This window comes from uncultured Anaerococcus sp. (genome assembly GCF_937934665.1).
GTDB lineage: Bacteria > Bacillota > Clostridia > Tissierellales > Peptoniphilaceae > Anaerococcus.
Genome location: NZ_CALGYW010000164.1, coordinates 1 through 10,128, shown reverse-complemented (window position 1 = coordinate 10,128; position 10,128 = coordinate 1). Strand labels below are relative to the sequence as shown.

The following is a 10,128-nucleotide window of genomic DNA, read 5'->3' as shown; positions in this document are numbered from 1 at the left end:
TTAGTTGCGATTTACTGGGCTTTAAATAAAAATATTAGAAAACTTCCTGCTGTTAATAATTTCAACCAAGCCTTTTAATTAGTAAAAAAGACTCGCTCAGGTAACTTTAACCCTAAAACTGAGCTGAGTCTCTTTTTATATCCTACAAGGTTTTTAGCATGTCCACATAGTTTGGCATGGAGTAGTTTTCTCTTGAGATTAGTTTTTCTAAGTCGTCTGAGATTTTTCTTACCTCATTTGCAAGATTACTTGTTTCTTCTTGAAGAAAGCTTGCTTTCTTATCTATCTCTCCTATTTTTTCGCTTTTTTCTATTATATTTGAAATTTTATCACTATAGACTAAAAGCTCTCCTACTCCCTCATTTATCCTCAGTGATCTTTCTCTTAATTTATCATTTTCTATAAAGGCTAGGTAGTCTTTTATTACCTTAATTTCCCTCATGGCTGATGGGAGGATTTCTTGGTGGATTAGGTTATTTAGAATTTCTAATTGGGAGGAGAAGAATTTACTTACATCTTCAAAGCCAACATTTATGATAGATTCTATTTCCTTTCCGCTAAAGATTTGGTATTTTTCAAAGACTTGGTAGGCCTTATTTTCCTTAGCTGCCCTTAGGGCATCTAGGTAGGTCGGGTAATTTTCAAGGCCTCTTTTTTTAGCTTCATCCTTCCAATCTTTTGAATAGCCATCTCCTTGGAAGAGGATATTTTTATTTGCTAGGTAAATTTCCTTGATAAGGCTATTGACTTCTTCTTTCAAATTTTCTTCGCTAACGTTTCTTATCCTTGCATAAATTTCCTCTAGGACTACTGCCATTGCTAGGTTTATTACGGTGTTAAGGTCTGCTGCCGATTGGGATGATCCTAGCATCCTAAACTCAAATTTATTGCCAGTAAAGGCTATCGGCGAGGTCCTATTCCTGTCTGATGTATCTGTTTTCATCTCTCCTAGGTGGGGGATTTTGACCATGTTCGGAACTAGATTTTCTTTAAAATCTCCCTCGGCTATCGATTTTAAAGTATCTTCTAAATCTTGACCTATAAACATAGAAATAATAGCAGGTGGCGCCTCATCACCTCCTAGCCTGTAGTCATTGGTTACTGATGAGGAAGCTATTCTTATAAGGTTTTGGTACTTATTGCAGGCTTTTATCATGGCTGATAAAAATAGGAGGAAGCTTATATTGTTTTTGGGATCCTTGCCTGGGGAAAATAAATTTTTTCCATAATTTGTTGCCAAAGAATAATTATTGTGCTTGCCAGATCCTGCCATATTCTTGAAGGGTTTTTCCTTAAGTAGGCAAACAAGGTCGTGTTTTATGGCTGTTTTTTCTAGGATATACATCAAAAGTTGGTTGTTATCCACAGATATATTGGCATTTTCAAACATAATAGCGATTTCAAACTGGTTGGGTCCCACTTCATTGTGCTCAGCTTCCATATAGATTCCCAAATCATAAAGGGTCTTATTCACATCTTCATAAAAGGCATTCACTCTTTCGGGTATGGCCCCCAAATAGTGAGAGACTAGCTCTTTTTCAACCATGGGATCAGATCCTACTAGGGTCATGCCAGAATATTCTAGGTCTATTCTTTGGTCAAAGTATTTTTTATCTATAAGGTAAAATTCTTGCTCAAGGCCCACTTTCGCTTTGACCCTATAAGTTGGCTCGTCTTTTAAAAATAGATTGCAAATTTTTGCCGCAACCCTACTTACCATGTTCATTGACTCTATTAAGGGTAATTTCTTGTCAAGTTTTTCTCCGTGGAAAGATACAAAAACTGACGGTATGTAGAGGACCTTATCTAAGATAAAGGAATTGGCTGTAAGATCCCAATATGTATAGCCCCTGGCTTCAAAGGTTTGACGCATTCCTCCTGATGGGAAGGATGAGGCGTCGGGTTCTCCAATTATTAGCTCCTTGCCAGAAAACCTATATATGGGATTGTGTTTGTCATCCCTATTTAAAAAGGCTGTTTTTTTGGTGGCAGTCTTGCCATTTAGGGGTTGAAACCAGTGAGTGTAAGATGTTGCTCCTTTTAAAATTGCCCAGGCTTTCATGGCATGGGCTATAGAATCAGCAGTCTCTCTATCTAAGGTAGCATTGTTTCTAGCAGCTTCCTTCCATTTTAGGTAGACTGGGTAGGGTACATTTTTCTTCATTGTCTTTTTATCAAAAGCTAAACTTCCAAATTCTTTCAAAATTATACTTCCTTATTTTTTCTAATGTAAAAATTTTCTTTTTTATTATACCTTCTGAATTTTAAAAATAAATTTGAATATTTATACTTATATTTCGAAAAAAATAAAACCCATCCTACAAATCTTGCCTTGCTAGGATGGGTTTTAGTCTAATTTTATATTTTTATTGACTTAAAAAGATCTTTTGTATACTCGTCCCTGTCTGGACTTGCTAGGTCTTTTGTTTCAAAAAGGTCTACAAGTCTTCCATTGTAGAGGACTCCTATCCTATCACAAAGATAGGCTATTACATTTAGGTCGTGGGAGATGAAAAGACAGGTGAAGTTGTGACTTTTTTGAAGTTTCTTTATAAGGTTTAGAATTTGTGCCTGGATTGATACGTCAAGGGCGCTTACTCCCTCATCTATTATTAGAAACTCTGGTTCTATTATTAGAGCGCAAGCTATGGCTATCCTTTGCTTTTGTCCACCTGATAGGTTGGGCGGATAATAGTCTAGGATGTCTTCTTCCATCTCGATTTCTTCTAGGATTTCCCTTATCTTTTTGTCTCTTTCTTCTTCTGTATAAACATCATGGATTTTTAATATTTCCTTGATAGAAAAACCTATGGTTTTTTTGGGGTTTAGGGCCTGGTAGGGGTTTTGAAATACTACCTGGAGTTTTTTCCTATAGGCCAGTAGCTCTTCCTTGGAAAAATTAGTTATATCCTTATTTTCAAAATATACCTTGCCGCTTGTTTCCTTGATTAGTCTTAGGATAATATTTGATAGGGTGGTCTTGCCAGAGCCGCTTTCTCCAACTAGACCAAAGATCTCCCCTCTTTTTATATCAAAAGATACATCATCTAGGGCTAGGTTGTCTTTTTTCCTAAAGAGAATAGACGAATCTTTATAGATTTTGCTTATATTTTCTATTTTTAATATACTATCCATTTTGCCCTCCATATAGGTGACAGTGGACGCTATGGCCATCTTTCTCGTACCTTTCTGGAAAGGTCTTGGTACAAATATCCATAGTGTGATCACACCTATCTGCAAAAGGACAACCTTCATTAGACCTATTTTTTAAGTCTGGAACATGGCCTTTGATATTAAATAAGGCCTCTCCCCTTTTCTTATAATTTGGCACTGCCTTTAAGAGGGCCCTGGTATAAGGATGGAGAGGACTATCTATTACATCTTTGGTATCTCCCTTTTCTACAAGCCTTCCTGCATACATGATCATGACCTTTTTACAAATCCTTTCGATTAGATTTAGGTCATGGCTTATAAATAAAATTGCTCCGTTATATATATAACCTAGGTCCCTAAATAGGTCTATAATCTGAGACTGGACCTTGGCATCAAGGGCTGTGGTCGGCTCATCTGCTATAAGGACATTGGGGTTTGCAATAAGGGCTATACATATTACTATCCTTTGTTGCATACCACCTGATAGTTCGTGGGGATACTTGTTGTAAAGATTTTCTACATCCCTTAGGCCAACATTTTCCATAGTCTTATAGACAAGTTTTTCACGCTTCTCATTATCAAAGTCATAGTGGATTTTTAAAACTTCTTCTATCTGCTCCCCTACTTTCATCAAGGGATTTAGTGCAGATCCTGGTTCTTGAAAAACTGTGGCTATATTTCTTGCCCTATATTTTTTCCACTGTCTATCACTTAGGCCTAAAACTTCGATATCTCTTAGTTTGGCAGAACCTGATTTTATAAGGGCCTCCTTTGACTGGATTCCCAAAATTGTTTGAGTAGCAACGGTCTTACCACAGCCAGATTCTCCAACAAGACCTACGAAGTCCTTTTCATAAAGGTCAAAAGATATATGGTTGACTGCATTTTTATCTCCGTTTTCAGTATTAAAGGCAACTGTCAAATCCTTTACTTCTAAAATTCTTCTCATTTTTGTGCCTTCTCTCTAAGTCTTTCTGACCTGTATTTTTCACCATAGAGGGTAAATCCCAAAACTACAAGGCTTAGACATATACCTGTAAATATAAAATAGTGAGGCCCTTGGTTGAAATATGCCTGACTTTCCTTAAGCATCCTCCCCCAAGATGGGTTTGGTGGCCTAACTCCTAAACCTAGGTAAGAAAGCCCTGCCTCAGATAAGATGGCCTGGGATACTGAAAGGATAATAGCTACCATTAGTTGGTTTTTGATATTAGGAAGGATGTGGTTTACTGCTATATATAAAGGACTTGCTCCCTTAACTATGGCAGATTTTACAAACTGTGAATTTTTAACCTGCAAAAATCCACTCCTAACAACCCTGGCAAAATAAGGTACAGACATAATTCCTATGGCTAGGATAGTATTTACAATTCCTGCCCCAAAAACTGTGACAAGCATCATAGCAAAAAGTATACCTGGAAAAGCCATAAGGGAATCGATAAACCTCATCAAAATCTCATCAACAACCCCTCCAAAATATCCTGCACTTGCCCCTATAATTGCTCCTAGAAAAAGAGCCAGAGACACAGTTCCAAAAGAAAGGATAAGGGCGTATTTCGACCCTTCCATAAGCCTTGATAGAATATCTCTTCCCATATTATCTGTCCCAAAAGGATGGGCAAGACTTGGTGGTAAAAGCTTCATTGATGTATCTATCTTATTTGGATCATAAGGTGTCCAAAATACTGAAACAAGTAGGACAACGAAATATAGGACAATAATTACCTTTCCTATCCTAATTGAGTTTTTATTTTCTCTTATCATCTGCCACCTCTAATCCTCGGATCAACTAGTCCGTAAAGTATGTCTATAATCAAGTTTATAAAGATAACTAAAAATGCAACAGCAAGTATGACTGACTGGATAAGTGGGAAGTCCCTTGAGCTTATTGAAGCTATTATAAGAGAGCCTACTCCCGGTAGGGAAAATACATTTTCTACTATGAGAGATCCACCAACAGCTGATGTTAGACACATCCCTATAACTGTAATAACAGGTATTAGGGCATTTCTTAAAACGTGTTTATAAAGTATCTCCCTAAGCTCCATCCCCTTCATCCTGGCTGTTCTTACATAGTCCTTGTTGATTTCATCAAGAAGAGCTGCCTGTATATACCTAATAATGGTAGCTATATTTGGAATGGCAATCGCAAGAGAAGGTAAGAAGAAGTTTTTCAGCTTATGGAAAAAATCCCCACTCATTACATTGTAGGATAGGGTTGAAAAAACTCCCAATTTTACTGCAAAAACATAGATTAATAAAAATGCTAGCCAAAAAGATGGAATAGATATGCCAAGTTGAGTCACTGCTGTGATTATGGATGCATACCACTTGTCAGATTTCATTGTAATTTGTATTGATAAAGGAATAGCTATTACTATTGATAAAATCAAGGAATAAAAAGTAAGCCACATGGTTACTGGAAGTTTCTTTAAAAAAAGCTCCCTAACTGGGATCCTGTACTTTATACTCATCCCCATATCAAGTCTAAAGAGTCCTGTTATCCAATTGATATACCTTTCAAAAATCGGCTTATCTAGCCCTAGCTCTTTTTCAAGAGCTAGGAGTTGCTGTGGGTCCGCCTCTGTTCCTAAAATTATTTCAGCGGGGTTACCGCCTATAATCTGGAAAACAAAAAATATTAAGAGTGAGACAAAAAACAAGGTCAAGATAAGCGAGATTATTTTTTTAATAATCTCCTTGGTCATTTTACTTGCCAGCTATATCTTCAAGGTTTAGCTTTTGAACTGGGTAAGTCTTGAGGCCAGTGTATTCGTTATTTAGGACTATATTATCATTAGGATCTTGTAAAAATACCGCCGCACAATCTTTAGTAATTACTTCTTGGGCATCTTTGATATTTTTTATAAGCTCGTCCCTATCCATAGTTTGTTGGCTAGCTTCTATAGCCGCATCATAGTCTTCTGATACGTAGTTTAGGTAGTCCTTGTCAGATGTTGATACGTACCTATCTAACACTCTGATTGGGTCTGTGTAGCCTATGAATCCTGCTATTGTTGTTTCATAGTCTCTTTCCTTATAAACCCTATCAAGCCAGGTTGAAAATTCAATTGGATCTATAGTTGCATTTATACCTGCTTTTTTAAGTTGGGCTTGGATTAATTCTGCTGTATCCATGTGGAATTTATAGTCACTTGGTACTGTCATTTTAAAAGAAATACCATCTGGATAGCCTGCTTCAGCTAAAAGCTCTTTAGCCTTTTTAACATCTGTTGGATACATTTCTTCAAGGTCATTGTAATAATCTTTTAGGGCTGGTGAGAAAGAAGAGTAAATCTTTGTTGCCTTATCCCCTGCAACAGCCTCGATTAATTCGTCTTTATCAATAGCGTGGGCTATAGCTTGTCTTACCCTGATATCATCAAACGGCTTAACTTCATTGTTTAGACCAAGAAGTTGAACAAGGTTTTGTGGGTGAGAGTAAGAATCTGTAGACTCTATTACTTGATCAAGCTCATCAGCTGTAAGCTTTGATGCAAGGTCTACTTCCTTGTTATTTAGAGCCATTACTAGGGCTTGGTTGTCAGCAACCCTTACCACATTTACTTTTTTAATCTTAGCTATGTGATCTTTTCTATGGTAGTCATCAAATCTTTCCATGGCCATGCCCTCGCCCGGTGTATAGGATACAAACTTATACGGGCCTGTACCTAGAGGTTTAGTTTGGTTATCTTCGTAATCTTTTTTAAGGATTGGTTGGTTTTGTAGGTAGATAAAGGAGTTATTTACCTTATCTAGGGTCATGGTAATTTCTGTAGGTGATACTACTTCCATTTCCTTTATAGCAGCAAACTTAGATGACATTGGTTCACCAGATGATAGGCCAGCTAGTTTATCATAGGTGTAGTAAACATCATCTGCAGAAAAATCAGATCCATCGTGGAATTTTACCCCTTCTTTAAGTTTAAAGGTGTAGGTAAGTCCGTCATCAGAAATCTCATAAGATTCTGCAAGATCTGGCACAAGGTTACCATCCTCATCCACATCCAAAAGACCATCAAAGATTTGATCCATCACAGTCTTAGTATCTCCTGCTGTAGCAGAAAATGGGTCAAGAGAATCAATCTCTGTTGCCATAGCGACTGTAAATGGTCTTTCTGCTGTATTTGTTTCATTCTTTCCACCGTCAGTTCCTTCTTTAGCGCCACCACAAGAAGTCAACACTGCTCCTGCTAGTAGTAAAGTGAAAAGTGTCTTAGTTTTTTTCATTTCTCCTCCTTAGGAAAATTGTTCTTGATAATATTATAACAGATAGATATTTTTTTCACAATGGTTTTTTAAAAAAAATTTAAAATCCTGGCATTAATATCCTATATCACAATATACTTAATAAAAACTAAAGTTCGACCTAATCTTCATTATCAGATATCTATATATACTTGCTCATTTTATTGTACTAATATATTAATAAACTATTGCGCAATTTACAAAAATATTATATACTGTAATTAAGTAAAGGAGGTTTTATGAATTTTTTAGACCAAGCAAAAAAAATTGAGAATACTATCATAAATGATAGGAGGAATCTCCACATGATTCCTGAGCTAGAGCTAGATTTACAAAAGACTGTAGCCTATGTCGAAAATGAGCTAAAAAACCTTGGTATAAGCTATAAAAAATTGGTAAATGGCAATGCCATCGTAGCAGAAATCGGCTCCTACAATGGCAAATGTATAGCAATCAGAGCTGATATGGACGCCCTACCAATTACAGAAGAAACTGGCCTTGATTTTCAATCGACCCATCCTGGTTGTATGCACGCCTGTGGCCACGATGGTCACACAGCTATGGCCCTAGGAGCAGCAAGACTACTTAAGGAAAATGAAGACAAGCTTGATGGTCTTGTCAAGATTTTTTTCCAACCAGGCGAAGAGATCCCTGGTGGGGCCAAGCCAATGATTGATGAAGGTTGTATGGAAAATCCTAAGGTACACAGGGTAATAGGCCTTCACCAAGGTGGTGTATTGGGCCATCTTCCTCAAGGAACTATTGCCTACAAAAAAGGACCTATAATGGCTTCTATGGATGCCTTTATAATTAGGGTCAAAGGCCATGGCGGCCACGGTGCAAGGCCTGATTCCTTCATTGATCCAATCGCTACAATTAGCGAGATCAACCTAGGACTTCAAAAAATCATCTCTAGAGAGCTTGACCCAACTGAGTCATCCCTAATATCAATCTGTCAAATCCACGGAGGCACCTGCCAAAACATCATTCCTGATGAAGTCTGGGAAGAAGGTACTGTCCGTAACCTAAACGAAGAAACCAGAGATTTTGTAGAAAAGAGAATGGGTGAAATTGTAGAAAACACAGCAAAAGCCTTTAGGTGCGAGGGCATTCTCGAATATAAGAGATTTTACCCAAGCCTAATCAATGACGATGAATTTACAGACTATGTAAAAGACATTGCCGTAGAGCTTATAGGCGAAGAAAAAGTAATCGAACTTAAAAACCCATCTATGGGAGGCGAAGACTTTGCCTTTTTCTTAAATGAAGCGAAGGGCACCTTCATATCACTAAACAACCTAAAGGTAAATGAAGATGGCAATGTCTACCCTCACCACAATTCTAAATTTGATGTTGAAGAAAGCACTTTTTATATAGGCTCGGGCATCCTTGCTGAAGTAGCCTATAGGTATTTGAAAGAAGGTAAAAAATGAAAAAATATAAATTGCATTTTATAGCCCTAGCAGTAGTCCTAGTGGCAGAATTAATCGGCAAACACACCTTTGACATAGGAATTGGTACCATAGTCCTCCTTCCTATGCTATTTGCCCTAGTAATAGGTGTTTTGACCACACCTAAATTCTTAAACATAGCCAAAGAAGAAGACATGGCCTATGCCGGAAGACTAATTTCCGTCACCCTAATGCTTTTAATGGCCAAATATGGTACTACTATAGGCCCAACAATTGATACTGTAATTAAATCATCCCCAGCCCTAATCCTCCAAGAATTTGGTAATCTTGGAACAGTACTCTTAGGTGTACCTCTAGGTATTTTACTAGGTCTTGACAGAGAAGTTATAGGTGGGGCTCACTCAATTTCAAGGGAACCAAACATAGCTCTAATAGCAGAAAAATATGGCCTTGACAGTCCAGAAGGAGAAGGTGTTCTTGGTGTTTATATAGTTGGTACAGTATTCGGTACTATCTTTATGGGGATAATCGCATCAGTCCTTGCAACATCAACCCCACTCCACCCACTTGCGCTTGCCATGGCTTCAGGTGTAGGATCAGCTTCAATGATGACAGCTTCAGTAGGATCTTTAGTTGAACTGTTCCCAGAAATGGCAGATAAACTTACAGCCTTCGGTGCTGCTTCAAACCTCTTATCAGGTCTTGATGGGGTTTATATGTCAGTATTCCTAGCCATCCCACTAGCAGAAAAATTATATGCAAAATTTAAGAAGAAAGGAAAATAATTATGAAATTTAAAGAAAAGTTTTTTATCCTTTTAATAACAGCAGCTATATCTGTCATAGCCAACTGGGTAGGACCTGGTATCAGCCCTCTTCAAGGTATCCCTGGAGTATTAATACTTGCAGCTATTTCCTTAGCAGGTATAGGAATTGCTGATATAATGCCTGGTAAAATCCCAGCTGTTGCCTACATAGTAACCCTTGCAACCATAGTTACTATCCCAGCTTTTCCTCTATCAGATTTTATTAGCTACCACACAGGAAATGTTGATTTTACAACCCTATGTACACCAATTTTAGCCTATGCAGGTATCTATACAGGAGAAAATTTAGATAACTTAAAGAAAACTGGTCCTAAGATAATTATTCTTTCAATATTTGTTATCCTAGGTACCTATATTGGTTCATCTATCATAGCCCAAATCATCCTAAAAATGATTGGACAAATCTAAAAAAAACCATAAGAAAAGGGATGTTGCAGAATGAATAAATCGTCCCATTATCATTATGGGGTCTCAATGAGCCGGCGGGCT

At 37.5% G+C, this 10,128-nt stretch carries 9 protein-coding genes; 3 read left to right on the top strand and 6 right to left on the bottom strand.

Going from position 1 to position 10,128, the window contains the following annotated elements:
• Positions 1-142: 142 nt before the first annotated feature.
• The 6 genes from Q0410_RS08430 to Q0410_RS08405 form a co-directional block, all read right to left on the bottom strand.
• Positions 143-2,209, bottom strand: coding sequence for a glutamine synthetase III (locus Q0410_RS08430; protein WP_299035653.1), 2,067 nt, complete (start codon positions 2,207-2,209; stop codon positions 143-145).
• A gap of 149 nt (positions 2,210-2,358) precedes the next feature.
• Positions 2,359-3,135, bottom strand: a complete 777-nt coding sequence (locus Q0410_RS08425; RefSeq protein WP_299035650.1) for an ABC transporter ATP-binding protein — start codon at positions 3,133-3,135, stop codon at positions 2,359-2,361.
• On the bottom strand, positions 3,128-4,102 hold the full coding sequence (locus Q0410_RS08420) for an ABC transporter ATP-binding protein (protein WP_299035647.1): 975 nt from the start codon (positions 4,100-4,102) through the stop codon (positions 3,128-3,130). The genes Q0410_RS08425 and Q0410_RS08420 overlap by 8 nt, the downstream gene beginning before the upstream one ends.
• Complete coding sequence (locus Q0410_RS08415; protein WP_299035644.1) at positions 4,099-4,917, bottom strand: ABC transporter permease; 819 nt, start codon at positions 4,915-4,917, stop codon at positions 4,099-4,101. Before Q0410_RS08415 ends, Q0410_RS08420 begins: the two co-directional genes overlap by 4 nt.
• The gene (locus Q0410_RS08410) at positions 4,914-5,861 is read right to left on the bottom strand and encodes an ABC transporter permease (protein ID WP_299035641.1); all 948 of its coding nucleotides are present in this window, start codon (positions 5,859-5,861) and stop codon (positions 4,914-4,916) included. The genes Q0410_RS08415 and Q0410_RS08410 overlap by 4 nt, the downstream gene beginning before the upstream one ends.
• A gap of 1 nt (position 5,862) precedes the next feature.
• Entirely contained in the window at positions 5,863-7,383 is a 1,521-nt protein-coding gene (locus Q0410_RS08405; protein ID WP_299035638.1) for an ABC transporter substrate-binding protein, read from the bottom strand.
• A 257-nt stretch (positions 7,384-7,640) separates the two neighbouring features.
• Here Q0410_RS08405 and Q0410_RS08400 point away from each other — a divergent pair, with 257 nt between their 5' ends.
• From Q0410_RS08400 to Q0410_RS08390, 3 genes are read left to right on the top strand one after another with little or no spacing between them, the layout of a single operon-like run.
• A complete protein-coding gene (locus Q0410_RS08400; RefSeq protein WP_299035635.1) occupies positions 7,641-8,834 on the top strand; it encodes a M20 family metallopeptidase in 1,194 nt (397 codons plus the stop codon).
• Positions 8,831-9,598, top strand: coding sequence for a DUF3100 domain-containing protein (locus Q0410_RS08395; RefSeq protein WP_299035632.1), 768 nt, complete (start codon positions 8,831-8,833; stop codon positions 9,596-9,598). Before Q0410_RS08400 ends, Q0410_RS08395 begins: the two co-directional genes overlap by 4 nt.
• A 2-nt stretch (positions 9,599-9,600) precedes the next feature.
• Positions 9,601-10,047, top strand: coding sequence for a DUF340 domain-containing protein (locus Q0410_RS08390; protein ID WP_299035629.1), 447 nt, complete (start codon positions 9,601-9,603; stop codon positions 10,045-10,047).
• Positions 10,048-10,128: the final 81 nt, after the last annotated feature.

Coding starts and splice junctions, on each gene's coding strand:
- Q0410_RS08410 (WP_299035641.1), bottom strand. CDS start 5,861: ATGACCAAGGAGATTATTAAAAAAATAATCTCGCTTATCTTGACCTTG.
- Q0410_RS08405 (WP_299035638.1), bottom strand. CDS start 7,383: ATGAAAAAAACTAAGACACTTTTCACTTTACTACTAGCAGGAGCAGTG.
- Q0410_RS08400 (WP_299035635.1), top strand. CDS start 7,641: ATGAATTTTTTAGACCAAGCAAAAAAAATTGAGAATACTATCATAAAT.
- Q0410_RS08425 (WP_299035650.1), bottom strand. CDS start 3,135: ATGGATAGTATATTAAAAATAGAAAATATAAGCAAAATCTATAAAGAT.
- Q0410_RS08420 (WP_299035647.1), bottom strand. CDS start 4,102: ATGAGAAGAATTTTAGAAGTAAAGGATTTGACAGTTGCCTTTAATACT.
- Q0410_RS08395 (WP_299035632.1), top strand. CDS start 8,831: ATGAAAAAATATAAATTGCATTTTATAGCCCTAGCAGTAGTCCTAGTG.
- Q0410_RS08390 (WP_299035629.1), top strand. CDS start 9,601: ATGAAATTTAAAGAAAAGTTTTTTATCCTTTTAATAACAGCAGCTATA.
- Q0410_RS08415 (WP_299035644.1), bottom strand. CDS start 4,917: ATGATAAGAGAAAATAAAAACTCAATTAGGATAGGAAAGGTAATTATT.